A 25,369-nucleotide genomic window follows, 5' to 3' on the forward strand; every position below is an offset into this window, starting at 1 on the left:
TGATCATTTCTGTTTTATAAACGTATTAACCAAATATCTAGTCGCTTACCGAAACCAACTCGTCCCAATCAGTTGTGTATCCTGGGCTTCTACTACCCTGTTTCATCTTCCATAACTGATCAGTACCTTCGGATGCTAACTTAATAGTGCCTTTGCCCATCCTGGCGTTAATTTGATCTATAACTTTCATCAATCTTTTCGACTTGCTATCTTCCAGCCGGAGCCCAAACAGATCGGTTTGCCGATGCTCGCTATCTACCAAGTCGGATAGCATCACCCCAGCTTTGTTGTATTTATAGCCGCGCCGGTAGATTTTGTGGAGTCCCCAAAGGGCAACTTTGGTCAGCAAGATAGTATCTGCAGATTGAGTTGGCAGCTTGATCTTGAAATCGTTATGATAGTTCTCTTCCGGCTTATTGAATCTGCTGGTGGTGATGAATACCTGCACCGATCCGGCATACGATTGCTGCCGGCGTAATTTCTCTGCCGCTCTGGCGATGTGTGAGGAAACCGATTCTTCCAGGCTAGCGAGATCTTTTACCGTGATTCCGAAAGATCGAGAACTGATGATCTGCTTCTTGGGAGGCGATATTTCTTCCATTGCTATGCAGGGTGTACCATTAATCTCATGAATAGTTTTTTCCATGACCACGCTAAAATCCTCCCTCAATCGCTTTGGATTTGCGTGTTTCAGGTCTAATACTGTCTTAATGCCATGTTTATTGAGTCGTGGTGCCAGGCGCCTGCCGATTCCCCATACTTCTCCAACTTCAATGCGGCTGAGCCACTCGTCATGGAGGGTAGGGGATAATGAATTAAGATCGCACACGCCGCTGAACTCTGGATTTTTCTTGGCAATATGGTTTGCCAGCTTTGAGAGCGTTTTGGTTGACCCAATTCCTACGCATACCGGAAGTCCTGTGCATTGTTTGATTCTTTGTCTGATGCCATGGCCATAAGTAGATTGATTCTGAAATCCGGTGAGATCGAGAAAGCATTCATCAATCGAGTAGATTTCCTGATTAGGGCTGTATTCAGAGAGTATGCTCATCACTCGACTGCTCATGTCGGCATAGAGTGTGTAATTGGATGAATAAGCAATGATTCCATGTTTCTTTGCCAAATCCTTCATCTCGAACCATGGCTGACCCATCTTAACGCCCAGGGCTTTGACTTCATTGCTTCTTGCTACCGCGCAGCCATCATTATTCGAAAGAACGACAACAGGCACGCCCTCAAGCTTTGGATTAAATACCCGCTCGCAACTCACGTAAAAATTATTGACATCGATGAGGGCAATTAAGCGGGGCATGATTTACTCTATTAATATTTTTCGTGTTCTGGCGTACAAAATAGAAGATAAAATGAATTCAGCATCCGAAAAGTTCATATCGCTCTCATCCAGAGTGGCCTCCCAGCCGACTTTGCTTTGGGGTGTGAAGAAGGCTGGGTTTATTTTCATTCTTTATTTTTCTTCCGGACCTGGTTCTGGAACAGGATCTGGATCTGGCTTTATGGGAAAAGCCAGATCCAGATGGTTGCAATTGCAATCAGCGCAGTAAAGATTAGTGGCTTAGTCGGAAAAATTGCCTTTTCCTGATTCTATAGCAGCATATTATGAATTAACTTATTTTTTACCGTATGGTATCCAGTCTAGCTTTTCATCTAAAAAGGCAATCCTATATGAAAGACATCGACGCTCAGCGAGAGTCACAAGCAAACTTAAGGTATGCACTTCGGTGCCCAGGTCTAATAGCCAACAGTTTTCGCCGAGCGCTTCAAGATTTTCGCCAGTATTCGAGAGATTTTTGCATCTCTCTCTATAAATACGTGAAATTTCGTCTAAAGCGAGACTAGCTTCATGAGGAATGCTTCCTTGGGAATCCTTTTCTGGTCTGAATATTTGTAAAATTGCTTGTTTCATAATGTTTATGGCGCTGATTATGATTTTTTCAATTTTTCTTTCCAAGATACGATTACCGCAAGCTACTGTTGTCTATTCCTACGCCGCACCATAAACCCAACTAATCCAAGACCTGCCAGCAGCATCGCGTAGGTGGATGGCTCTGGTACCGGCGACACTGGATCAGGATCTGGAATAAAAACTGGCGGCAGCGTTACATTAATGTTGTCTATCGCTAGGAAATTGGTGGTGTCTTTCGTGATTGTTACGCTTGCTAGATTGGTGAATCCTGTCAGATCGTGGTGAGTGAAATCATTCCCAATCTGAATATCGCTATTAAGGGCGGTGGCATCAAGTCCCACAGATTGACTGATTGAGCCGCCGCCTACAAAATTACCAGTAATGGTAGCCTGAGTCTCACCATAACCAGCCTGCCACATAACCAAGTCCAAGCCATTGAGAGAAAACGGTTCATTGCTGGCAAGATTGAACGTTAATGATGGAGAAAACATAGCGTAATCGGTCCCGTTCCAAGCTGTCAGGAACGTATCTATTGCAGCCCCAGAAAGCCCCGGATTGCTGCCCCAATTTTGCATATCAACAAAAATTAATCCATTATCAGCTCCGATAGATGGATTTAAACCTACGCCGCTACTAGCGAATTGGAATCCTCCAATAGAAGCTACTGCGCTATTGATAAGCACTGTCGACGCACTATCATGAGAATACTCTCCCGGCATATAGTTGCCAGCCAAGCCATCAAAAGTGATTGTTTCTGCCGCTGAATTTGATGCTAGCCCTATTGATAAAACACTTGCTATTGATGCTGCTATTAGTTTTTTCTTCATTTTTATTTTCTTTTAATTAAGTTCTTGCACTTACATTCTTCTTCATCGCACCACTCGTTTAAAAAAACAACGTTATTTGTCTCCATTAACATCATTTTTCTTTGGTTTTCCTGTCGAATCAGCAAATCTTCTAACGATTTTTTTTAAATCAGGACGATGATCTTTTTTTATTTTCATCACCGCTCTGATTATCTCTATCTGATCGAAATCTAAATTGTTCTTTTCAATACCAAGCAGATCTAATAGATCTTTATCTTCTGAAGTTTCCTCTATCGACGGGACGGGTGGTTTCTCTTTTAATCCCCAATGCTCTGGGCCTACCACATCAGAAAAATAATCCCAAAGCTTTGGCAATTTATCTTTAGAGATCGACCCTTTCTTTATCCAATCGTGTATCGATGGCGGCTGTATGCCGAAATAGTCAGCAATCTCTTTCTTTGACGAAACAGCGCCAGAAGCTATTTTTAATTTGATAGCTTCAGCTATTGCGTAACCCAATTCTTTTCCTTTAAGCATCGCCTAATTTTCGACCCAAAAAAGAATATAGGCAATTCCTATTGACAATTATTAGGCGTGGCCTAATAATGTTAAACATGAATACAGAAACCGTTAATTATCATTTAAAAAATGCATGCGAAATAGTTGGCGGGCAATGTACTTTGGCGCGCTTGCTACAAGTCTCATGCCCAACAGTTAACCAATGGATACACGGTATAAGGCCAATTCCAGCGAAGCGGTGCCCTGAAATTGAAAAATTAGTAAATGGGAAAGTTAAATGCGAGCAATTGCGAGCTGATATCGACTGGTCGTATCTACGCCAAACAAATTCAGAAGAAGCGGCATGATTTTTCATCATTCCAGTTTAGAAACATTGTCGAGGTAAGTCATGCAACATAAATCGCATAAAAGATCGTGGATTTCAGTTGTTTCTGACCATGTTGAAGAGTGGAAATCAGCAAATAAGTGGAGCCGCGAAACTGCAGCGGAGGCGATAGTCAACAAATACCATGAGGTTTATCCAAACGGATTGCCTGGGGTGGAAGAGTTCTCAAGTCACCCTGACATATTCACGCGCAATCGGGTAAATGCAACGCGCATATTCCGCTGGCTTGATGACCGTACAAAAGACAAAAACTTCCTTGATTCAAACTTTCTCTCAGTGATCCTGCAAGCATTGCCAGATGACATAAGGCTTCATTGTTTGAATGAAATGCTGCGGTCAATGGATATTGTTGCTGAATCAGTTTGGCAGCAAGTAAAAACCTCTGAAGATAAGCCAATTTCGCACTTAAAGGCATTGATAAAAGAAGGCTCGGAAGCCTGTAATGCGCTGACAGACTTACTTGATGGAGAAACATACGAAGAGTTGGCTAAGGCTCAACAGGAATTAGCAGAACTCGAACGAAGTGCAAAAATTTCCAGGTTATCAGTAAATGCAAAATTATCAGCCTTGAATGTACAGCCAATCAAAGGCAGTAAATAACAGAATTCATGTGAACCTCACTAGACCATGAATAAACCTCTTAACCCAAGTGCTGGAAACAGCATCAAAACGATACGAGATATCGGTGGAGTGTTGAATTGGGTTTCATACACAAGAGCTGTATTAGTGGTAGCACATGCAATTCCTTCATGTGCGCAGGTTCGATTCCTGCCAGCTCTTCCCGGTTTTACAGCAGCCCAGTGCGTTTTGTTTTACTCCTTGTTTAGCGCACTGGGTTTTTTATTCCTTACTACATTTTTTGATTACACAAGAAAAGACATGACATTAAATGCAACACCAATAACCTGCATAGAAAATCCTGCAATAAGAAGTCTCGTGCCAATTTTTTCTGCTTCTATTGCCTGTCCATGCATACCGTACATTTGAATATTCGGAATGGCTTCGCCTCTTTTTATGGCTGCGGAAATTTGTGCATTCAGATCGAGGGCTTCAACTGCGAAAGAAAGTGCTTTTAGTATTTTAGTGACCCGCAATGACACAAGGATAGTGCCAGCAAACATGAAGACAGCACTCAACATTTTTAATGAATCAACTTCAATAATTTCAAAAGGAATAACCATGTTTTGGCCTTTTAATAAAAAGAAAATAATTGCGAAGAAAGAAACTAAGCAACGAAAAGAATTCTATTCGTTCGAGCCTACCGAAGATATCACGGCCTATGAGTGTGCTCAATTTTTAGCAGAATTCACGTGGCGCGTATTAAAGGACGGGGACTATATAAGTAGTCTTCCAATTTCTGCAAGACGACATTTTAAAAAGATTCCGTTGCTAGATGAAGCGCAAACATTAACCAATATTGATGCGTAAACAAAGAAATCAATTCTTTAAGAGCAAAGAACAAATGATTAAGAATTCGTCATGGAATCTCCATAATGATGAGCGCACCGCACCATCCAGAGCACAAAATGCCGTGCGTAGACGGATGGATGGATTAATTAAAAGCATCATTGCAAATGAGAATCATTTGCAATTAATAAAACAATCGGGTAATATAACAATCTTCCATCTCTCATATTTTTTGGAAATACCGCAGCAACCAGCGCGCCTTAGAACGCGTAGTCGGATGGTAGCTTTATTCAAGTTTGTTGCCAATAAACCCAGCACACCTTCCTCCTTAGGTGTGCTGGGTTTTTCTTTGGGTAACGATAATGCCTAACCGTTTGCTAAAAGAAGGCATTTGTACGTCAGATGCCATCAATATGCTGTCAAGCGACAGCGAGGTGCTTTTCTATCGCTTGCTTGTAGTTGCAGATGACTTTGGACGCATGGATGGTCGAGTCCAAATAATAAAAAGCCAGTGTTTCCCTCTCAAAGATTCATTCACTCCATCAAAAATAGAGAAACTGCTTGTTGAGCTTCAACAAGCAACCTTAATTACATCCTACCAAGTTAACAATAAACCTTTCTTTATCATAAACAAATGGGAGCAAAGAGTTAGAAGTAAAGAAAAATATCCTGCGCCTCAAGAATCAATTGAGAGCAATAAGAATACATTTGACAGCAATCTGCTGACAGATGACAGCGAAGCGCAGACATGTGACAGCGATATGCAAACAGATGACCGCCTGGGTTTGGGTTTGGGTAAGGGTAGGGGAATGGGTAAGGGAATAGAAGAAACACACACTACCTATCCCTCCCAACAGAGTAGCGATTTATCCCTTTCAGCGAGTGTGTGTATTGCCATAAAAAAAATCGGAATTATCGACATCAACCAATCTCATCCTGAGTTCATTGAATTGCTAAGGATTGGAGCGACTATAGATGAATTTATGCATGCTGCCAGAACTGCCAAAGACAAGAAGTCTGGATTTGCGTACATGCTTGGAATCGTCAAGAAACAGCGCGAAAGAGCATTGGAATTAAAAGGAAAATTGTTAATAGGAACGCTACCGGAATTAACGGGAAAAACAGGATCGGATCATGGAAAGTACCAAACAGTCGAATCGGTTTGATGAAATGCAAAACATTTCTAATCTTGCAGAAATAGCGATTGGAAACGCAATGGATAAGGCCAAAAAATCTGAATTTATCCAAGAATTCGGAATCTGCGATACCCATGGTCAATATCCAGCGAACATGCAGGATACGAACGGTGTTTTACGCAGTTACAGACCTCCCGGATGTCCGGCGTGTTTAAAGCTGGAAAATGCCGCTAGATTGTTAGGTAAAAGCAACATTCCTAAGCGTTTTTTGAGTTGTGACTTCGATAATTACGAGACTTCAACTGATGTTCAGAAAAAGGCGCTTCATCAATGCAAATCATTCGCTGAAAACTTTGCAATTCATCGCAAAAATGGAGCCTGCCTTCTGCTTTGCGGTCGCCCAGGTACTGGGAAAAATCATCTTGCCACAGCGATAAGCAAAAAATTGTTAAGTGATGGCTTTTCAGTGCTTCGAGTCAAAGCAAGTCAGTACCTTGATGCTTACTGGGCAAAGAGTTTTGAAGAGCGCGAAGGTTGGTTGAATGACATAGCCAAGGTCGATTTGATCATGATCGATGAGATAGGCCGCAGCAGCAACGCAAAAAGCGCACAAGACGCATTTTTCAGACTGATTGATGCGCGATACGAAGCCCAACTACCCACGATGATTGCAACGAATATGAACCGTGACGAATTAATCGAAGTGCTTGGAGAAGCCACTTATGACCGGTTTCGTCAGGGCGGAAGTACCCGCATTACTTTCGACTGGGAAAGCTACAGACCAAACGCAGCAATGCAAGATTCTGGTGATATTTGAGCATCAAGTTGCTGTTAAGAAATGTCTGTCTTGGATAAGCCTGCAGAAGATAAAACTAAGTACAGAAAACCGACAGTAAAAGAAGGTGCTGACTTTATCGAAATGTGTATTACCAGAGAGTACAAATTTAGCTGCATAGCTTTTTGGCGAAGATTGTACGGTGATGAACTTGCAGATCAGATCATGAATGAGTTGAGAGCAAGGAAAAGGAAGGGGAAAAAAGAAAATGACAAATGAAATTAAGCTAACAAAAACCAGTTTATCGAAAATGGTAATTATGGCCATGTTTGCGGGAATAACTATTGGTTTTGTGATTGGTCTTGTTTGTGGGTTGATGGGCAAATGATTCTCGAAAAAGACGAAAAGATAATTGTCACTGAGCTTAAACCGATGAGCGATTGCCCGGTTAGAAAGAAAGTGATGATCGACTGCAATTTTAGCTCATGTCTTGAAATGGGTATCTTGAGTCAAGAGCGTGACAAGGTTTTTCTGATTCACGGCGGGATGAAAATCGATATTGATGATTGCAATGGGTGGTTGCCATGCTTCTCCTATATTCCAGAATCAAATGAGCCAGACACAAGCCAGCAGAGGTGCATTGAATGCGGCGCTGTGACAGCAAAAGAAGCTGAGGAAAAATGTATCAGCAATGCTGAAAAAGATTTGTGCCACGGCAATGAGTTGTGGGGTTGATTGTATGTACGATTGGCTAAAAAACCTAAAAACAGGTGATGAAGTTTGCGTTTGCCGGTACTGCGATGAGCGCATTGTTAAAGTAGATCGCGTCACCAAGACCATGATTGTTGCTGATTGTGGCGAGAGGTTTAGTAAGTTAAATGGTAGGGCGGTTGGTTCTCCTAGTTGATCGAAAACGCATATTGTTGAGTTAACAAATGAACGAAGAGAAGTAATTGAAAAGAAAGTTATTTGCGACCGGATTCGTCGGTGTACTTTTGAAGCTTTTAGTATTGAAAACCTAAGAGAAATTAAAAAGATAATTGATTTAGATAGACAACAGAAGAATAAACAATAACAAGGAGTTTTAAAGTGAAAGTTAGAGCAAATGTAATGATAACGAAACGTAAATTAGAGCAAGTTTTTAAAGATTGGAACGCTACCGCTAAAGCGTCCGAGAATGCGCCAGGTTGGCTATATTTTTTGGCCAAGCATTTCGGTGAAAAGCAGGAATTCAATACTTGCTACAGCATTCTTGAAGTTCGTCAGTTCTTTGGTGTTCAGTATTTGATCTATAAGTAATAAATGAACCAACAAACCATCAGAAACGCCACGATCATCAACGTTCACTGCATGAAATACATGCAGACGTTGGCTGATAAGCATTTTGATTTGGCTATTGTTGATCCTCCTTATTTTGATGGTCCGAACAGGGCGGGTTATTACGGCAAAGGATATTCAAGCCTTGGTGTGCAACGTGCCAAACACTATGGTGAGTGCAAATCTTGGGAAGTGCCGGATAGAGAATATTTTATTGAACTGCAGCGCGTGAGCAAAAAACAGATTATCTGGGGTGCAAATCATTTTGCCGGTCTATTTGATTCTAGCTCTCCATGCTGGATTGTGTGGGACAAAGTTAATGGAGCAAGCACATTTGCTGATGCTGAATTGGCTTATGCATCATTCGATACTGCTGTGCGTGTATTCAAATATATGTGGAATGGCATGCACCAAGGAAGTTTTGGCGGCGATGTTCGCAAAAACGATAAGCGCATTCATCCAACGCAAAAACCGGTGCCGCTTTACGAATGGTTGCTGCTCAATTATGCGAAACCAGGACAGAAAATACTTGATACGCACCTTGGTTCAGGATCGAGCGCAATAGCTTGTAACAACATGGGTTTTGAAATGGTTGGCTGCGAATTGGATATTGATTATTACCATGCGGCATGCGAGCGAGTAGATGAATACGCAAAACAAGAGAGGCTGTTTGCATGAGCCAAAACGAAGCCATAGCAGTATCAGGCACCAGGCGAAGTATGAAAGAGCTTGTGGACGGCACGATCAGAGTTCAGATCGATATTGACCCAGTCTATCGAGAGTTGTTCTTTAAATTGTTTGGGCAAATTGATATGCCGGTTGCAATCGCTCCGATGGTAATTAATTCGCCAATTCTATCGCCGGTACATGAAGAGCAGCGGAAACCGGATAAAAAAGAAGCTAATTATCTGGCTCAAAGCATGCACCGTGATGGCTATTTCCGCAATCCCAAGCTTTGGGATGCCATGGAAGAGAAGGGACTCTATACCCAGGAAATGCACAAAGTGTACGTTCAATCGCTTCCGTGCTGCGGAATCAAGTTTGCGCCACATATAAAGCCGTGCGATGGCGATGTTGTTATGCACCACGTCAAGACATCGGCGAATTCAGGGGTAAGAATTAAACCGCTGCACTGGTACGGCGTGCCTTTATGTTGCAAGCACCACATGACTTGGGCGCACGGTTCCCACAAAGGATCTGCCAGCCACGAAGATCGTCATGATGTCATGTTGCCGCATGCTGTAGGACTCACAGCAGATCGTATAAAGGCAGCATTTAAGGATTCTCTTGGACTTGAAAGCCTGTCAGAAATTACGCAGGAAATGCTTGATGATTTTGAGAAATATTTGTTTGGCAGGGTTATTAATAATTACGCGGCATAGGGGATCATAAATGACAGATTTCGTTACTGAAAACACGACACCGGCTAATGCTCCTGCAAAAGAGCCTGTAGAACAAAAAGATCCAGCAAAAGAGTACAGGGCTAAGCTGGTTCAAAAGTTAGTTGAGAACGTAAAGCGAGAAAGCGAATTCATGAGGAAATTCCATGAATTATTCGGTGACTATCCGGGGCTTAATAGCGATACCTGCTTATACCGGTTCGTGAATGACCTTCTTGCTGACCAAATCAGTATTGTTGCCACCTTGATCGGTGATACCAAGGTCGGTCTTGATTGGTTCCTTTTTGAAAATGAATGCGGTGACAAGGGGTACGAGGCCGGTATTGATGAAGGTGAAACAAGGCCAATTAAAACAGTTGAAGATTACCTTTGGTTGGTGGATGTAAGCAAGGAAATTTAATTCAGCGAGTACAAGTGATTGCGTGTGACTTGTTAGTAAGGCTTCAAGAGATGGCGGCATTGGAACCGGGACACAAGCAAGGTTCTGCAATCGTAAAAGATTTGGTTTTAGTGCTGCCTCCTGTTGGTGAGAGCAATCTGATAAGTAGGTAACAAAGGTCGCATGGTCGCGCTGCGTGAAAATCGCAGAATAGAGGGAATCTCGTTCGATTCGAGTCGCTATGCCGCCAACAGTCTATAAATGGAGAGTGAAATGCTGGAATTCAGGGAAACACGATATGTGGAACAGATCAATGTTTGGACAACCTGCAATGACCGCAGATGTGTCGGGCAGCTCATAAAAGAAGATGGTGTATGGGGAGTTCAGCATTTAGATTTTAGAGTAACAAGCGCATCATTTCTGCACCAGATAGCGGCAAAACTGTTTGAATTAAATGGCGGCAATACCCTGCAATTCATAGAGCAAGACGATGGTGTTATCAATGTAATGGATGAGTGCGGCGATGCTGTTGGTGATCTAGTAAAACATAATGGCAGATTCCATATAAGCTTTTTACATACTAATGACAATGCTGATTATCTGTACCAAATCGCAGACAAGCTGAAACAGTTGAATAGTGATTTGGATTCATAAAAAAATGACCGGATACTCACCCGCATTCAAGAAGGATATTGAGAATCGTATTAAAAACGGCACGCTAAAGGTTGCCGGCCAAGGTCCTGCGTTAGTCCCAAGTATTAAATCAGTTCTAGCCGCAATCAATCAAGGAAACTCAGGAAGCGAAACAATGCGCAACCTGCAGGCACTTGGTCGCATGAAAACCGGCAGGATGAATAAAACAGAGATTGCTTATTCGCAATATCTGGAAGGATTAAAAGCGTGCGGTGAGATTGTTTGGTGGAAGTTTGAGGCTATAAAGCTGCGATTGGCTGATAGCACGTTTTACACGGTAGATTTTTTTGTAATGAAAGCATCCGGTGATCTTGAGGCGCACGAAGTAAAGGGTCATTGGATGGATGACGCACGGGTGAAAATTAAGGTTGCGGCAGAATCATTTCCTTTCAGATTTATAGCTGTTCAGAAGAAATCCAATAAACAAGGCGGCGGTTGGAAAATTGAAGTTTTTGAATAACGGCAATTGCAGTATCACTGAATAAATATCGACAAATACACGAGGTAAATAGTTTATGGTCGAAGAAAAGCCGGTCTTAGAAGTTCCTAAAGCAAATTCACGTGCAGCACTGGCAAAGAACATGGGCATCAGGCTGCGCGCATCAAGAGAATCAATAGGCATGGCTCAGGGTGAAGCTGCTAGGCGTTTGGGTTATGCCAATCAGACTAAGCTTGCCAAGATCGAGGGTGGTACAGACACAAATTCAGTTCCGCATTGGATGGTTCTAAGAGCCGCAAGACTCTATGACGTATCGATCGATTACATTTATGGCGAATCAGATGACTGGGAAATGAGTGCCAGGGCATTACAAGAGCGCGATATGGCCAAATGGATGATGGAAGCATGGGAAGCCGGTCGCCAGAAAGATTTGGAAGTTTTGAGGAAGCTTAAAATAAGGATGAATGCTATCAGCGAAACGGTAACCGGACTATTTTCTGCATCGCAGGATGTGCAAGATGCGTTTAGAAGGTTCATTGAGCTTAATTCAGAAACATTCGATGACATGCGCGGCGGGGCGAAATTGCTTGCATCAGTTGACCGATTATTTAATTTAACGGGTACATGTAAGAGAACGGTAACCAGATTCAGCAATCAGTGCGCGGTATCAGGGATAGGTGCTGTTATTGTTTCCCAGGCCGATAAGCCGGTACAGCGGCAATTGTTGTAATCAATCATGGCAGCAAAACCGAAATTAACCCCGGAAGAGTGGGCGAAAGTACGCAGCACATGGGAATCAGACCCGCGTGAGGGTTATGCGTGGATTATTGATGAGCTGAGTATCCCGATGACGAGAGCAGCGCTGAGAAAGGTTGCTATACGTGAGGGATGGGTTAAAAAAGCAGGAAGCAAGCCAGAAGCCCTTATCGGAACTGTTGCAAAAAATGCAAGAGTTGCAAGCAAGGTATCCAGGAATTCCAAGGTACCCGTCAAGGCACTCGACAACTCACCTAAAGAATCGCCCGTGCACCCCGCCAGCAAAGGGAATAGCAAGAAGGTATCCAAGCCCAAGGTATCCAAGGTATCCCAAACAGCGATGGTATCCAAGGTATCCAATGATGATGGTTCGGATACCATCAATGACGAGCCGGATACCATCGAGGAAACCATCGAAGAGGCTGATAAGAATCCTGGGGGCAGACCTACACTTTATAGGGAAGAGTATAACGATCAAGTACATAGATTATGTGTATTGGGTGTGACTGATGAAGAGATAGCCAAGTATTTTGGGGTATCGAAAAACACAATAACAAACTGGAAGAATGAGCATCCGGAGTTTTTGGCATCCATGGAAGAAGGGAAGATGGAAGCTGATGCTGATGTGGCTATGTCAACTTACAAATCAGCGACCGGGAAGCACTATGTCGAGGAAGAAAAGATTGTTGTTGGTGAAGGAGTCAGGAATCTAAGAAGGCAAATCCCACCAGACGTTGCAGCACAAAGAATGTGGTTATTTAATCGCAGACCCAAAGAATGGAAGAATAAAGTCGAGGTTCAAGAAGATATCAATCTCAATGTATTCCCGCCCAAAGAAGTGCTTGATGCTGTTTACGCTGAAGCATTGGAGGTTGCCAGAAAGCGTGATGAAATGCTTATCGGCAGGCGCGAGCGGCTTGGAATTGTCATAGATCACGATACTGGTTTGATTGATGACTAAACGAGTTCTACTTCCCGAAGATCCGCGCTGGTTGCCTTTTTGCAAACGCTATGCAGGAAGCATTGAGCAATTCGCAGTAGAAGTAGTAGGAATACACCCTTCGCGGCAACAAAATGAGCTATTTGCCAGCGTATCGCCGTCGAGATCGCGTACTTCTGTTGCATCAGGTCACGGTACCGGCAAGACAGCCGGTATAGCAATTATCGTTTTGTGGCATCAGTTGTGCTACCCCATGTCGATTACGCTGCTTACTGCGAACGACATGGATCAGCTCAAAGCCACAGTATGGAAGGAAATAGGGATATCGCACGAACGCATCAGGCGCGGCAGGCACGGATGGATTGCAGAACATCTTGAAATACTGGCCGATGCTTCATGCCGGATAAAAGGATTTGAGCCGGTATGGTTTACCGAGAGCAAAACAGCCAATGAAAAGACCGCGAACAAAATGGCCGGTCGACACGGTGAATGGTTGCTGGTGATTGGTGATGAAGCGTCAACACTGCCGGATGCGGTATTAACCACTTTATCCGGGGCGCTGACAGAGCAGCATAACCGGATGCTTTTAACCAGCCAGTTCACGCGCAATGCCGGTTTCTTCTACAGAACCCAGAATGAATTATCAATCAGCAATGGCGGTGAATGGAACAATCTGAGGTTCAGTTCATTTGATTCGCCTTTCGTTAGCGATGCATCGCTCAAAGAGCTGTGGGACCAGTACGACGATGATGAGAGAAACGTTCGCCTGTTAGGAATTTCACCGCAGGATTCGTCAAAGCACATGATGAATAGGAAGGTGGCCGAGGCCATGTACCGGCGAGGGAGAATAATTGATGACAATGAGAATTTCGGCTGGATTGTCAGCGGCGATATCGCATCAGGTGAAGGATTGCGGGATAAATCGTCGTGCGTTATCGGGCGCGTCATTGGTTATGGTGATATGGGACCGGACGCGCGGCGTGTTGAAATAGTCAGGATACCCCTTTTAACAAATAAGATCCGCTCGAACATGTTTTCAGGTTATCTGGCTGATGAGGGTGCTGAGTACAGCAATGTAACTCATGTTGTTGATTCAGGCGGTCTGGGTATCAATGTATGTCAAGACTTGGAAGATTTGAATAAGGTAGTTCACCGGGTTAACTGGGGCAATCCGTGCTTCAAAAACAAGAATAAGGACAGATACCTCAATCTTCGCGCGCAAGCCATGCATCAAGCGGCCAGGGCAGCCAAGGAAGGCCGGTTATCTGTGCGGACACTGGATTATAAAAACGTGATGCTCGATCAATCGTCACGGATTCCCAAGACATTCACTGACAAGGGACGTATTCGGGTGCCACCAAAAGGCTCGACTGAATGGGATGGTATGGGTTCGCCGGATTTGTGGGATGCGGTCTGCTTTTTTTTCTTGGAAGATGTGAATTATATTGTTGCGGAAGGTGGAGTGGGAGGTTCTGGTGGATCAGTGGCCGCAACCGCCCAGGAAAAAGTTGATGATATGTTTGCTGGTGTTTAATTACAGGAGTGTTATGACTAGAAGAGAAAACCCGGTACCAACCATTAAATTTATTGTTTCAAAGATTCTGAAGTGCGACAAAAAAGAAGTTTTACTCAGAAAAGAGTTAATTAAGGATCTTGGGGCTGATTCAATGCAAGTGCTGCAGATAATCATCGTAATCGAGCGTGAATTCAGGGTGGAGTTTGATGATGAGCGTCTTGGCGATAGTCTCAATGGCGGTGGGATAACGGTTAGGAAATTGATTGATGAGGTGAAGCGTAGGGTGCATGCCTCAGATGCGTTTAAAAGAACCGTGAGTCACGCGGCAAGAGCGCCGATAATCGATGAAAATAGAGCAATAATTGATTAAAAAGGAGATTGAGTCATGAGATATATCATTGAATTGATTAAGACTGTTAGCAAGATCATTGAGAAATACGATACCAAGGATGATGTAACAGTTAGAGTAACCGCAAGGAGAAAGATGTTGATAGGCAATGGATGCTATGAATATAGAGCATTACCAATGGCGGTTGAAATCGAGAACGATATTAAGCCAATTGATAAAGATCATCCAATTTGGATGGCGGCTTATAGAGATTTGAAAAAATCAATGGGAGTTCAACAATGAATAAATTTGAACTAAAAATATTGAGTAACCTGATTGCAGCCGAAAATTTGAAGCCAAAGACACCTGGTAGTGCCGGTATCGATCTGATGGCGGTGACATTTCCTTCTATTTCATCTAACAATGACGGTTTTGTTGATATCAATCCTGGTGAGGTGATATTGATTGGTACCGGAATCGCAATTCATCTCGCAAACCCAGGATACGCCGGTATGATATTGCCGCGCTCTGGATTGGGGCACAAAGGGCTTGTGCTTGGTAACCTGGTGGGCTTGATTGATTCGGATTATCAAGGGGAATTAAAGGTTTCTGCCTGGAATAGAACGAATGAAGCTATTAAAATTAATCGAATGGACAGAATCGCACAGCTTGTCATCGTGCCGGTGATGGTTCCTGAATTCACTATTGTGGATAGCTTTGGTGAGTCTGCGAGGGGTGCTGGGGGATTTGGGTCAACGGGTTTGTGAGACAAAATATCTAATATAATAGAGATCATATAACAATAACTTGCAACTCTTGCCAGCTCTAAGACCTGTTTGTTTTGTGCCTAATTCGATGTTATTGACTCTCACAATGGCGCAATTTTGTCACAGTATTAGATATTCTATTAGACTCACTAGATAGTTATTTGATAGAATAATTTCGTTGGTCAGTGATCCCTGTTCTTATACATGTTTGATTAGACAGAATATAGCGATATTAATTTTTATTGCTAGCGGAGAAGTTATGGCAGATACAGATAATGTGCCTCAAAGGCAGTCAGTTCCAGAGATGGTGTCGTCTCGAAATAGCACATTTAAGTACTGGCAAAGAATCTGGTACGCAGTTCACTATTTATCCGGCCTTATCGCCGTCATTGCAGGTGGTCTTGCCACTGCTGCAGTTGCTATTACCACTGATCCAAATACGGTTAGTTATCCGGCATATTCCGCTTTTATCGAACAAGTTCCTTGGATATGGGGCTTGATTGCAAGTCTTTTTAGTGGGATTGTTACCTTTCTTGGGCCCTTACGAAAAGCCGAGAGTTACAAGCATGCATATTATCGTTTATCCACTGCTATTACTCGGTATGAGGAGAGCCTCATTGAGAAGGTGCAGTTACTTGAAGAGTTTGAGACCGCCCAAAACACTGTGCTTATTGGTGATCCCTCTGCTTATAAAGCACGTGACCGCACTCAGATAAATTAATAACTTGTAGTTCTTGTCAAAGCCAAAACAAGTCCCATAATGTACTAATCACGTTTATTTGTGCCAGAACTTGGCACAAAATTGTCACAAATTTACTTATATCCTGTTAGTCTTCCCGTTTATTAATTCATATACCTATAATGATCATAGCGCTATAAGAAAATTAATGTGCATGTAATATCGCAGTATCTTAGCAACAATCAACTTATATGGTCATTGTAATTTTGAGCTATTAAGAATTCTTTAATAAGGCTCTTCAGCAAAAAACAAATGTCATTACAACAATATAGATCTCAAAAGTATCAACGAAAGGCACATCAAATCAAGAAGCACCTTAAATGTTATGATGAACTTGATATATTGAATGCTTGTGCTGATTATATATATGCACCAATCAAGGAAGAGATAGATCATTTACAACGCCAACCTTGGGTAGTGCTATTGGTACTGAAATGGAGCTTTCTGGATAGAAGCAAAGAAGAAATTTATAGAAAAGATTATTTGGATAGCAAGAAATTCTATGATGTGATTAACAGGACATACAAGCTATCGAACTTGATCAAAATGCCCCATGAATATTCACATCACCTCCTATTTCTTAGAAATATAGCGTATCAACAATTTATCTATCAACGACCATTTTCTGCATCTATGTATGGTAGGCAAGTAAATTGGTTCGGAAATCTACCTCAGAACCATACACTAAGAAGAAGATTCAAAGAAATATATGGGATTGAATGTGAAGACTTTTTATCTCTATCTTTAGCTTTAATTACTAAGTTTTTTGATAGATCTAATCACACTATTGACTTGAACTGGTTTTCACCAATCTTCCCTACTTTTGAACCATCTTATATTGAAAGATTTCTGGATTCATTGAGTGTTGATATTGTTTACATTTCACGTGAACTGAAAGAAGTTAACCTATCGACAGGGGGGTATGAAGAGTATTACGAGCAATCCCCTTTTGCAAGATTTCCGCTAATAAAACATGAGAATAAGTACACATGCATACACCCATGTATTTTGTATAGGCGCTTAGAATATTTTATATACGATGCGTTAAAAGAGGACAACCCAAGTAAGATGATGGAATATTTCTCGGGTCTATTCGAGAGCTACCTATCAAAAGGCCTAGATTATGCCAATTTAACGTATGTTACTGAGAAAATACTTAAATCAAATCTACCAAATCACGTTAAATGTGTTGATTACGTTGTTTATGACGATTATGCGAATATTTTTATTGATGCGAAAGCTGTGGAAATGCCTTATTTAGGAAAAATCACTGGAAATCCAGAGATTATTCTAAACAAAGTAAAGAGCACGGCAATAAAAGCTGTTGAACAAGCAAATCGATTAAATGAATACTTATTTGAAATCCGTAGTGAGAAACTACCTCAATTCAAGAAATCTAACTATTTATTAGTAGTGACGTGTAAAGAACTGTATCTTGGGTCTGGGGCATCCTTGTATGATTCGATAGGAAAAAGGAAACTTGATGAGTTATATCAAACTATTCCGAACGAGGCTTTAATTGATCCTAAGCACATTTATTTTATCAGCGTCGATCAGTTTGATTTCCTAATGTCGATTATAAAAGAGAGAAATTTGTCACTTAAAAGTTTACTGGATCAAGTTATTTCTGAAGATGCTAACCCATCAACAAGGAAATTCGATTTTTCTCAGCACATTTATAGTTTGGATAAACAGGCCATTATTCCTAAGTATTTGGAGGAAGAAATAAACAGTAAATTTGAGTATCTTAAGTCTTTTACTATAAATTCGATATCGACCGGATAAATTTCGGACCGAACGATAGGATAAGAACATAAAATATTGAAAGTTATATATGGCTGCAGTTATTTTTTTGGTTCTACGGCGGACAGAAACCGTTTCCGGGTGCGACGGCCGACACGACGCAAGGCCATGATCAACTTTGTTGACCGCTTATTAATATAATTTTCTGGAATACTCGGCTTAGATCCGCCAAAAACTTAAGTAGAAATTACATATAAGTTATCATGTCTTATGTGCGGCGGAATCCAATATCAAGATCAAAAAATCTACTTTCCACAGCCCGAGGCTAGATTGCCTATAAATCTAAGGAAGGGCGGAATAACTTGGGTTGTTTGGGGTAGACGTAAAGATGAGTCAGTAGGTAAATTCCCCAATGGTGGATGGGCACGAATCGATTCCATCAAGATGGGCAAATGGAAACCTTGGCATCCTAGACCTGTATTGATTCCTGCTGAAAGCTTCATGGAAAAAGATCACGATAAACAATCCCATTGGATAACCTTGGTGCCGGGGATGGCAATTCAGGCGTTACTGGCTGAGCGTGAGGGTGAACAAAGGGTGTATGTGGTTACTGAAGAAACTCCACCTGAGTATCACTGGATTCATGATCGGTGGCCAAGATTGAGGAAGATCGCAACTATCGCGGATTGAATTTAGCGACATCCTTTTACACACTTAACTAATGCAATTTACAGGGCAAAACCATGCAAATAAACTGGACGAAATGCTCTGAGAAGATGCCTAGCTGGGAGCCTGATAACAAATTAATATGTCGATTCAGTAGTGAAGCTGATTATATTGTTGTTGAGGATTTTATGTACGATATCAACAGAAAGGGTTTCGTAAATCCTGTTAACCAGTACAACGCAATGGAATTGGATATTGAATGGACTACATTCACTTCAGAAAAATGGAATACTTGTATCAAATCGACGCAAGCAATGCGCTAGAAAAAGGTGATTCTGTCAAGTAATCTGCACAAAATAGCGGAATTCTCAAATTTTGAACCAAATTGTGCAGATTTCTCGAATCGCTTACGCCGCTGATACTTTCCTGCGATGTGCCATAAAACCCATTAACCCTAAGCCAGCCAAAAGCATAGCGTAGGTTTGTGGTTCTGGCACTGGAAATGGAGAAAGAAGAAATGCTTCGGTATGCCCATGAAATTTGCCATACCCAACAATTTGGCCATTATTATTGATTGCCTGCGCTACAACATTGGTCCATCCTGCGCCAATAACGGCAGGTAATAGTGAAAGATCAGTCATTTCATTATTGCTAAATAAGAAAGAGTTCCCGCCATCAGTGGTAGATAAATATCCGACTACTTGTCCCGAATCGTTGATATCTGTGGCGTAAGAGAATGCACCGCCCTGACCATCCAGCAAGTCGGTCGTTCCAACCCCATTTGGGCCTGTGATGAATGCATGATATACAGTATCTCCAGCAAGGTAAGACCCGCCCACCACTTGCCCTGCATTATTGATGCTATTGGCGTTGCTGTAACTTCCGCCAAGGTTCTCTAAGACAGTTATTCCTGTCCCGTTAGGTCCTGTGATAAAAGGACGTGTTAAATTTTCCGTGCCATTCATTAAATACCCTGTTACTTGACCGGAATCATTAATTCCTGAGGCGCTAGAATAGTTCCATTGGTCAAACCTAGTAAATCCATTCAGGCCAATACCATTAGTGCCAGTAATAAAGGCCGTTATATAAGGTTCCCCGCCATCAGTACCTGCAACTTGTCCAGAATTATTGATAGCAAAAGCCTCACTATATTCAAAGTCATTATTTTCACCAGGATGCACACTTAAAAATCCTAAATCGTTCATTCCACCACCATTAGGGCCCGTTATAAAAGCGTGAGTCCTGAAGTAGCCTAAGCTAGAAGATCCTACTACTTGTCCAGAATCGTTGATGCCGGTAGCTATACTGTTTTTTCCACCCAACGTGCCCAGGTCCGACATGCCAGCGCCATTAGGCCCGGTTATGAAGGCACGGTAGTTACCTATAGTGCCGTAAGACCCTACTACCTGCCCAGAATTATTTATATCATAGGCCTCACTTATTGTTCCTCCCAGAGTTCCCAAGGCACGAATTGACCAATCTGCAAGAGCCATCGTGGGTATTGAAGCTGCGGCAATCCCAGCGAGAAAGACTGCAGTGCGTTTAATTTTTGAAAGTTTATTGTTCATTATTTTCCTTTTTTGAAATCTCATTTTGCTCAGGCTTCTCCTTGGCACAGCAAAAGTATTGTTCAGCATTATTAAACTCTAAATACTGAGGGATCTGAATACATCATAAAAAATCAGAAAGCCCGAATAGCACGAACTCTCTGAGGAATATCTTTTTGTGTTGGATCTCGATTTTGATCTTGGTTATAAATATAAATGGAGAAAAGAACATCACTGCCCTCAGTGGAACTCCAATAAAAACTGTCGTGGAACCCAAACCCAGAATCACTTCTGCTCCAGATGTATAAGTTTTCACGCATCAGTTTTAATTCCTGAACTGAGGGTAAAAACCAATCGGAATAACCATTGAGTTCGTAATTTGCAGCAAGTTCTGCAGCTGTACCTGGTTCTGTACAATCCGCCAAGATATCGGCAGTATTTTGCGCGCCAGTTCCGACTTTATATCCTGCTGCTCCGGGTATATCTGAAACCGTAAGACATCCCCAGGGTGCATCACCTAGATCTGCTGGCGCGGTCTCCAATCCATGATGCCCGCGAACTCTACTGCCCCCACCATCGCTAATATGAAACACAATTCCACCGGCAGGTCCGGTTTTGCCAATTTCATAAACGGTAGCTGCTGCGGGTTTTTGGGGTTTCTGCGCAAAGACGTTGCCAGACAGAATTATTGCGATACTTAGCATTACTATGCTTAGAATCGTAGTTGATTGATATTGTTTCATGCTTTTCCCTTTCAATATGGTATTGGAATGACCAATGCTATGCCTAAACAATTGTGCTGTATATAGGTTATTTCACCCTGTTTTTAGGACATATGACTACAGCATGTTGTGCGCCATGGGGTTGTGGCGGGGGGGTGAGTGTTCCAAGATGGAGCTGTAATTCCGTTAAAAATTATTCACAAATTATTTCATACTGAATAATACTTTATCGGGTAAGTAATTAAGGTTTTGCTTTATATTCCGAAGCGGTTTGTAACCGCTGTCTCAAGCATGCAGTTCAGTTTGCGAAATTGTGCAAGTTTACAAATTGGATAATTTGCAAGGTTATCAGGTTGACAAAAGCGCGTTATTACAAGGTTGGTTGACAAAAACTGATTAATGCAAAGTCATGGAAGGCATTTGGATAGCACCTCAGTTTGAACTTCACTTGTAATGCTTTACATTTCCACCAATCAAGCTTTACATTTATCTGTATTCTTTAAAGTAAATGGATGAATCGATCCTGTCGTTCCAGGTTATGAGAAAATTCTTATATTATTTATTACCTATGGTTTATTTATAATGATTCCCTGCAATCTAGGCACAGTTACAGTTCGTTACCTTGAATGCCAAGATCACGAATCCTATATCGCATTGGAAAAGGACGCAGTGATAAAGCAATACGTTGGTGGCCCATCTCCAAGAACCAAGCAGGATCTTAAGGAAAATCTTGGTGAGTATCGCCCCCAAATCTCACTAATGGTGATAGCAGACTCTGAGACAAATAAATTTATTGGTCGTTGTGGTCTGCTTGAGGGTATGGGATTATATGAGGCAGAGTTATACATATTGCTTGCTAATACTCATCACAAAAGAGGAATCGCTAGTGTGGTTGTACCATTTCTTGTACAGCTTGCTTCATCGAAGGGAAAGGCCGCTGTTGCTTATGTTGATCCAAATAACAATGCAAGTATCAAGTTAATGAATCGAGTCGGAGCTATTCATGCGGGCATCGCTGAAGTTGAGGGCTATCAAGATGGCCATTTGCGCTATGTATTTCCAATCGTATAACCTTATACACTTAAGCGGAACGCACCTTACTCCACGTTAGGAATTAACCCATGTATCTCAAGATTCACAAGAGCAGAATAATCACATCTATCCTCGCGGCAATTTTCATGACTGGTTGCCTCTCTACCAGTCAGGTTTTAGAGATGGGGCGTGATACTTATTCCGTTACCTCAACCGCCGATGGATATCGCCTTGCGTCACAGGCGAGAGAAAGTGCATTTCAGGCGGGGACAGAAAAATGCACTTCCCTTGGCAAACGTTTTATGTTCATTAATGAATCCAGCGCACGAACACGTATGGGAATCGACACTACAGTAACTGTGACATTTAGATGTTTGAATGAGAACGATCCAGAATATGTAAGACCAAATGTCCGGCAATAAAAAAACAGCTAGGTTAAAGGAAAAACCGCGTTAGAGAGCGGACAGGATGTCACTTTTTGGAGTCTTGCCTTATATCTATCAATTACTTAACCCACCAGTAACAATATGAGCAATACGCCGGTCTTTGACATCCTGCCCAACTTCCTGCTGTGCTGAAGCAACAACATTCTGATTCCTGGTACCAATGCTTGCCAATGGTTCTACAATTGACGGCTCATCCGCTGGCAATTGAGGTGCTGGCATTCTCGGTGATTCCGGTACGTGCGCGTGAGCAGTTTGGACATTACCCACGGTTGCAGCATAGCGTTTATCCAGTGCAGCCCTGTTTGTGTCAATGTACTCTGATGCCGTTCTGCTATTAGCACCATAATTCAGATTCATTGATCGCTGAGTATTAGATGACAAGTCAGCCTTGGATTTTCCACCCTCTGACCCGCGTATTATTTCCTTAGCTGCGCTTGGTCCAAGCTGATGCATCATGTAAATGTTTTCTGCAGTGACCGGCAATCCTGCTTTTTTAAGCATAGCCATGTTCTGGCTTGTTAGCTTCATGCCGCCTTCAATGTTCTGATCGACATCAAAGCGATTCTTTATTCCAACGCCTGACGCTGTTTGGCCGGTGAATTGATATAACCCAAGCGCGCCGGTCTTGCTGATTGCATTAGGGTTCCCGCCGCTTTCCATCGCCGCTATTTTTTGCATCATTACCGGATCTAATCCATGCTTCTTAGCCTGGGCAGAAATCTTATCCTGTATTTCTTGAGACATTCCGCCCGGAATATTGGCTGATGTGTTGGCGGCGCTTGTCTTTAATGTCTTGATACGCTTGGCTTCAGCATCGGTATAGGTTCCATACTTTGCCAAGTCATCGCCGCCTTTAATGCCATCAAACATCGCTTTGTGGCGGTATCCTTTTAGCGTTACATTCTCTAATACAGATCCGGTCTCAGCCTTTGCAACATCGTATGCGCGCTTTACAGAGGATGTTACGCCCGATACTTTCTCGGAGATTTTTTCAGCTACCGGCTTTATCGCTTTTGGGATATCAATGCCAAACTTATCTTTTACAAATCCCGTAAAAGTGTTCCAGAATGATTCTATTTTGCTTGTAATGCTGCCAAGTACACCGTCAAATTTGTCTGTTGTGGAATCCCACGCGCTGAGAATCTTGGTCGCTACTGTTTTAAAATCGGTGACAGTAGAATCCCACGCTTTGCCTATTGAACCTCCTACCCCGGAAACACCGGCCATAACGAATGGCAATGCTAATGCAAGAATTGGGAGAATATACCTTCTTAACCAACTACTATCACCGCCCGATGCATCCCCACCAGCTGGATTTTCTTCAATATTCTTGAGGCTTTTATTGGCAGCTTTATTGAAGGCCGTTTCATCCTTCCGGAATAGCTTTATTTCGCCGAATATTTTCCTAAACCATCTGAAAGTATCCTTTTGTTCACGCCCGGTACCGGCTGTCAGAATCTCATAACCGCGAGCCATAGGCTGCGCTACTTCACTGAATGCCTTAATTGCCGGGTCTGTCTCTTCCATGCCGCTGCTGGCCGAACTGACAGCATTGGCAATCTTTTCTGCTGCCATACTCACCGCGCCGTTAGTATCTGACGACGAGCTATCAACGTACCTATCGTTACTAACCGCGTTTTCATCACCGAATAACTGGCTGCCATTCTTCTTTGCGAATCTGCCGGTTTTGATATCTCTTTCTGCAGCCTGATTTACTTTTGCGGCAGACCTGACGTTTCCCGGCGTTACTGCGGGTTTCAATGGTTCTAACAAAGCCTTGTGGGTGGTGGTGACCGGTGCTGCTGCGGTAGGCTGATTCTTATTAGATTCGCGCGCGCTTTCATCCCTGCGCTGCGGTATGGCTGCCGGTTGTTGCGGTATATTTTCGCTGTCACCCGCGCGCTTGCTTGATATTACCCTGCCGGGTGATAATTCAGATACACCTTTACCATTGAGTGCCAGCCGAACGGCTCGCATGTCATTACGAATATCGTTCCACAATTCAAACGTTCTGTTTAAATCAAGCGGCTCACCGATTAGGAATCCTTGATTGTCACTTTTAATATTTGCCATGGTTACACCTTGATGAAGGTATCGAGCTGCGAGAACGTCATTTGGATTTCCTGCATTGCATCATCGCGCCGTGACAGGCTTATTTCCAGATTTGACGGCCTGAACCATCCGATGCTCTCGTATGCCTCTGCTAGTGTGCTTTGTCTTGTGATGAAGGAATGCACGATCTTGATCTGTATGGCGTACTGACTGGGAGTTCCAACGGTGCCGTCCTGTGCTACTGTTGCCGCATGATGTTGCTCATACCAGCGTTTTATAGTGCCAAATTGATCATCCATTGTGGTTACGCGCAGCTCTACCGGTTCGCTGCTTTGAACAGAATCAAGAACAGCGACGCCAACTTTGCGTTTATCGCCAGATATGGTTAGGGGTGCATAATCCAGTTCCGTGGCGAATAGGTTGAACCACTGCGATATCCAATCACCCATAAGCGCGCTGGATACCTCAATCAGAAACAGATTCTTTTTTGACAGCCGGGCACTTCGCATTGTTTGGTAGATTTGCCGGGCTTCAGTGGGTGTAATGCCGCCAAACAATGGCGTTGGTCTGCCCCAATACATAACCTGAGACGCTATTCCGCTCATTCCAGGCAGGAAATCATTCAACAATCCGGAATCAAGTACGCGCAACCCGGCTCCGCTGATATCGCCGCGCATCAAATCGCCCACGACACCGCCGCCCACGTTCAATGCTCTATGGGCTTCGATAGGGATGTGCTGGTTAATTGCATTCCTGACCACATTAGTTGCCATGGCGCCGCCAATGTTTGTTACGGCCTGAGCCAATTCACCTCCGCCCATCATATTCGCGGCCTGTTTGCTGATTCCGCCAGTGATTGACGTGGCACCGGAAATGGTAGCTCCAATCGTTCCTTGGGCAGATAGCGCTTGCGATACGTTATTGTATAAGGACAT

The 25,369-nt window shown here is 42.8% G+C and carries 34 protein-coding genes and 1 tRNA gene; 26 read left to right on the forward strand and 9 right to left on the reverse strand.

Translation table 11 applies throughout. From position 1 onward, the window contains the following. Positions 1-37: 37 nt before the first annotated feature. The 4 genes from QZ942_RS00475 to QZ942_RS00490 form a co-directional block, all read right to left on the reverse strand. Entirely contained in the window at positions 38-1,312 is a 1,275-nt protein-coding gene (locus QZ942_RS00475) for a Y-family DNA polymerase (protein WP_292992540.1), read from the reverse strand. Between the two features lie 315 nt (positions 1,313-1,627). After that, positions 1,628-1,969, reverse strand: coding sequence for a hypothetical protein (locus QZ942_RS00480; RefSeq protein ID WP_292992541.1), 342 nt, complete (start codon positions 1,967-1,969; stop codon positions 1,628-1,630). A gap of 17 nt (positions 1,970-1,986) precedes the next feature. Further along, complete coding sequence (locus QZ942_RS00485; protein WP_292992543.1) at positions 1,987-2,751, reverse strand: PEP-CTERM sorting domain-containing protein; 765 nt, start codon at positions 2,749-2,751, stop codon at positions 1,987-1,989. Positions 2,752-2,823: 72 nt separating this feature from the next. Continuing rightward, complete coding sequence (locus tag QZ942_RS00490; RefSeq protein WP_292992545.1) at positions 2,824-3,267, reverse strand: hypothetical protein; 444 nt, start codon at positions 3,265-3,267, stop codon at positions 2,824-2,826. A gap of 77 nt (positions 3,268-3,344) precedes the next feature. Between QZ942_RS00490 and QZ942_RS00495 the strand changes: the two genes are divergently transcribed. The 3 genes from QZ942_RS00495 (at position 3,345) to QZ942_RS00505 (ending at position 4,414) form a co-directional block, all read left to right on the forward strand. Then, complete coding sequence (locus QZ942_RS00495; protein WP_292992547.1) at positions 3,345-3,596, forward strand: helix-turn-helix domain-containing protein; 252 nt, start codon at positions 3,345-3,347, stop codon at positions 3,594-3,596. 41 nt (positions 3,597-3,637) lie between these two features. Next, on the forward strand, positions 3,638-4,234 hold the full coding sequence (locus tag QZ942_RS00500; protein WP_292992549.1) for a hypothetical protein: 597 nt from the start codon (positions 3,638-3,640) through the stop codon (positions 4,232-4,234). Between the two features lie 114 nt (positions 4,235-4,348). After that, positions 4,349-4,414, forward strand: a tRNA-OTHER gene (locus QZ942_RS00505). Between the two features lie 83 nt (positions 4,415-4,497). On the opposite strand, the gene QZ942_RS00510 is transcribed toward QZ942_RS00505, so the two are convergent. Next, positions 4,498-4,815, reverse strand: a complete 318-nt coding sequence (locus tag QZ942_RS00510; protein ID WP_292992551.1) for a hypothetical protein — start codon at positions 4,813-4,815, stop codon at positions 4,498-4,500. Here QZ942_RS00510 and QZ942_RS00515 point away from each other — a divergent pair. From QZ942_RS00515 to QZ942_RS00615, 21 genes are all read left to right on the forward strand, one after another. Next, positions 4,814-5,062, forward strand: coding sequence for a hypothetical protein (locus tag QZ942_RS00515; RefSeq protein ID WP_292992553.1), 249 nt, complete (start codon positions 4,814-4,816; stop codon positions 5,060-5,062). The two genes, QZ942_RS00510 and QZ942_RS00515, sit on opposite strands and share 2 nt — an antisense overlap. Before the next feature lie 34 nt (positions 5,063-5,096). Beyond that, on the forward strand, positions 5,097-5,411 hold the full coding sequence (locus QZ942_RS00520; RefSeq protein WP_292992555.1) for a hypothetical protein: 315 nt from the start codon (positions 5,097-5,099) through the stop codon (positions 5,409-5,411). After that, a complete protein-coding gene (locus tag QZ942_RS00525; RefSeq protein ID WP_292992557.1) occupies positions 5,404-6,207 on the forward strand; it encodes a hypothetical protein in 804 nt (267 codons plus the stop codon). The genes QZ942_RS00520 and QZ942_RS00525 overlap by 8 nt, the downstream gene beginning before the upstream one ends. Further along, complete coding sequence (locus QZ942_RS00530; protein ID WP_292992559.1) at positions 6,176-6,994, forward strand: ATP-binding protein; 819 nt, start codon at positions 6,176-6,178, stop codon at positions 6,992-6,994. The genes QZ942_RS00525 and QZ942_RS00530 overlap by 32 nt, the downstream gene beginning before the upstream one ends. Positions 6,995-7,024: 30 nt before the next feature. Then, positions 7,025-7,231, forward strand: coding sequence for a hypothetical protein (locus QZ942_RS00535; RefSeq protein WP_292992561.1), 207 nt, complete (start codon positions 7,025-7,027; stop codon positions 7,229-7,231). A gap of 105 nt (positions 7,232-7,336) precedes the next feature. Then, the gene (locus QZ942_RS00540) at positions 7,337-7,687 is read left to right on the forward strand and encodes a hypothetical protein (RefSeq protein WP_292992562.1); all 351 of its coding nucleotides are present in this window, start codon (positions 7,337-7,339) and stop codon (positions 7,685-7,687) included. 354 nt (positions 7,688-8,041) lie between these two features. Then, on the forward strand, positions 8,042-8,251 hold the full coding sequence (locus tag QZ942_RS00545) for a hypothetical protein (protein WP_292992564.1): 210 nt from the start codon (positions 8,042-8,044) through the stop codon (positions 8,249-8,251). Between the two features lie 3 nt (positions 8,252-8,254). Beyond that, entirely contained in the window at positions 8,255-8,947 is a 693-nt protein-coding gene (locus tag QZ942_RS00550) for a DNA methyltransferase (RefSeq protein WP_292992565.1), read from the forward strand. Next, positions 8,944-9,651 carry a hypothetical protein gene (locus tag QZ942_RS00555; protein ID WP_292992566.1) on the forward strand — a complete coding sequence of 236 codons (708 nt, stop codon included), beginning with the start codon at positions 8,944-8,946 and terminating at the stop codon, positions 9,649-9,651. The genes QZ942_RS00550 and QZ942_RS00555 overlap by 4 nt, the downstream gene beginning before the upstream one ends. Before the next feature lie 10 nt (positions 9,652-9,661). Continuing rightward, positions 9,662-10,069, forward strand: coding sequence for a hypothetical protein (locus QZ942_RS00560; RefSeq protein ID WP_292992567.1), 408 nt, complete (start codon positions 9,662-9,664; stop codon positions 10,067-10,069). 279 nt (positions 10,070-10,348) lie between these two features. Further along, positions 10,349-10,702: a hypothetical protein gene (locus QZ942_RS00565; protein ID WP_292992568.1), complete on the forward strand. Its 354-nt coding sequence runs from the start codon at positions 10,349-10,351 to the stop codon at positions 10,700-10,702. A gap of 4 nt (positions 10,703-10,706) precedes the next feature. Continuing rightward, entirely contained in the window at positions 10,707-11,201 is a 495-nt protein-coding gene (locus QZ942_RS00570) for a hypothetical protein (protein ID WP_292992569.1), read from the forward strand. Between the two features lie 55 nt (positions 11,202-11,256). Further along, the gene (locus QZ942_RS00575; protein WP_292992570.1) at positions 11,257-11,910 is read left to right on the forward strand and encodes a helix-turn-helix transcriptional regulator; all 654 of its coding nucleotides are present in this window, start codon (positions 11,257-11,259) and stop codon (positions 11,908-11,910) included. 6 nt (positions 11,911-11,916) lie between these two features. Then, the gene (locus QZ942_RS00580) at positions 11,917-12,897 is read left to right on the forward strand and encodes a hypothetical protein (protein ID WP_292992571.1); all 981 of its coding nucleotides are present in this window, start codon (positions 11,917-11,919) and stop codon (positions 12,895-12,897) included. Then, on the forward strand, positions 12,890-14,410 hold the full coding sequence (locus QZ942_RS00585) for a hypothetical protein (RefSeq protein ID WP_292992572.1): 1,521 nt from the start codon (positions 12,890-12,892) through the stop codon (positions 14,408-14,410). Before QZ942_RS00580 ends, QZ942_RS00585 begins: the two co-directional genes overlap by 8 nt. A 13-nt stretch (positions 14,411-14,423) precedes the next feature. Further along, entirely contained in the window at positions 14,424-14,762 is a 339-nt protein-coding gene (locus QZ942_RS00590; RefSeq protein WP_292992574.1) for an acyl carrier protein, read from the forward strand. Positions 14,763-14,777: 15 nt separating this feature from the next. Next, positions 14,778-15,023, forward strand: a complete 246-nt coding sequence (locus QZ942_RS00595; protein WP_292992575.1) for a hypothetical protein — start codon at positions 14,778-14,780, stop codon at positions 15,021-15,023. Continuing rightward, positions 15,020-15,487, forward strand: a complete 468-nt coding sequence (gene dut / locus QZ942_RS00600) for a dUTP diphosphatase (RefSeq protein ID WP_292992576.1) — start codon at positions 15,020-15,022, stop codon at positions 15,485-15,487. Before QZ942_RS00595 ends, dut begins: the two co-directional genes overlap by 4 nt. Before the next feature lie 259 nt (positions 15,488-15,746). Beyond that, positions 15,747-16,208: a hypothetical protein gene (locus QZ942_RS00605; protein WP_292992578.1), complete on the forward strand. Its 462-nt coding sequence runs from the start codon at positions 15,747-15,749 to the stop codon at positions 16,206-16,208. Between the two features lie 270 nt (positions 16,209-16,478). After that, a complete protein-coding gene (locus QZ942_RS00610) occupies positions 16,479-18,011 on the forward strand; it encodes a hypothetical protein (RefSeq protein WP_292992579.1) in 1,533 nt (510 codons plus the stop codon). Positions 18,012-18,299: 288 nt separating this feature from the next. Further along, positions 18,300-18,659 (forward strand): hypothetical protein, encoded by a 360-nt coding sequence (locus QZ942_RS00615; protein ID WP_292992580.1) that lies wholly within the window; start codon positions 18,300-18,302, stop codon positions 18,657-18,659. 383 nt (positions 18,660-19,042) lie between these two features. Here QZ942_RS00615 and QZ942_RS00620 read toward each other — a convergent pair whose 3' ends face one another. After that, the gene (locus QZ942_RS00620; RefSeq protein ID WP_292992581.1) at positions 19,043-20,272 is read right to left on the reverse strand and encodes a DUF3466 family protein; all 1,230 of its coding nucleotides are present in this window, start codon (positions 20,270-20,272) and stop codon (positions 19,043-19,045) included. Between the two features lie 44 nt (positions 20,273-20,316). Continuing rightward, positions 20,317-20,925 carry a hypothetical protein gene (locus tag QZ942_RS00625; protein WP_292992582.1) on the reverse strand — a complete coding sequence of 203 codons (609 nt, stop codon included), beginning with the start codon at positions 20,923-20,925 and terminating at the stop codon, positions 20,317-20,319. A gap of 561 nt (positions 20,926-21,486) precedes the next feature. Here QZ942_RS00625 and QZ942_RS00630 point away from each other — a divergent pair. Together QZ942_RS00630 and QZ942_RS00635 are read left to right on the forward strand one after the other, a co-directional pair. Next, a complete protein-coding gene (locus QZ942_RS00630; protein WP_292992583.1) occupies positions 21,487-21,975 on the forward strand; it encodes a GNAT family protein in 489 nt (162 codons plus the stop codon). Positions 21,976-22,082: 107 nt separating this feature from the next. Then, positions 22,083-22,358 (forward strand): hypothetical protein, encoded by a 276-nt coding sequence (locus tag QZ942_RS00635; RefSeq protein ID WP_292992584.1) that lies wholly within the window; start codon positions 22,083-22,085, stop codon positions 22,356-22,358. A gap of 78 nt (positions 22,359-22,436) precedes the next feature. Here QZ942_RS00635 and QZ942_RS00640 read toward each other — a convergent pair whose 3' ends face one another. Together QZ942_RS00640 and QZ942_RS00645 are read right to left on the reverse strand one after the other, a co-directional pair. After that, positions 22,437-24,455, reverse strand: a complete 2,019-nt coding sequence (locus QZ942_RS00640) for a transglycosylase SLT domain-containing protein (RefSeq protein WP_292992585.1) — start codon at positions 24,453-24,455, stop codon at positions 22,437-22,439. Positions 24,456-24,457: 2 nt separating this feature from the next. Beyond that, positions 24,458-25,369 carry a hypothetical protein gene (locus tag QZ942_RS00645; protein ID WP_292992587.1) on the reverse strand — a complete coding sequence of 304 codons (912 nt, stop codon included), beginning with the start codon at positions 25,367-25,369 and terminating at the stop codon, positions 24,458-24,460.

It is taken from the genome of Nitrosomonas sp., from assembly GCF_021731985.1.
In the GTDB taxonomy this organism is placed as follows: domain Bacteria; phylum Pseudomonadota; class Gammaproteobacteria; order Burkholderiales; family Nitrosomonadaceae; genus Nitrosomonas.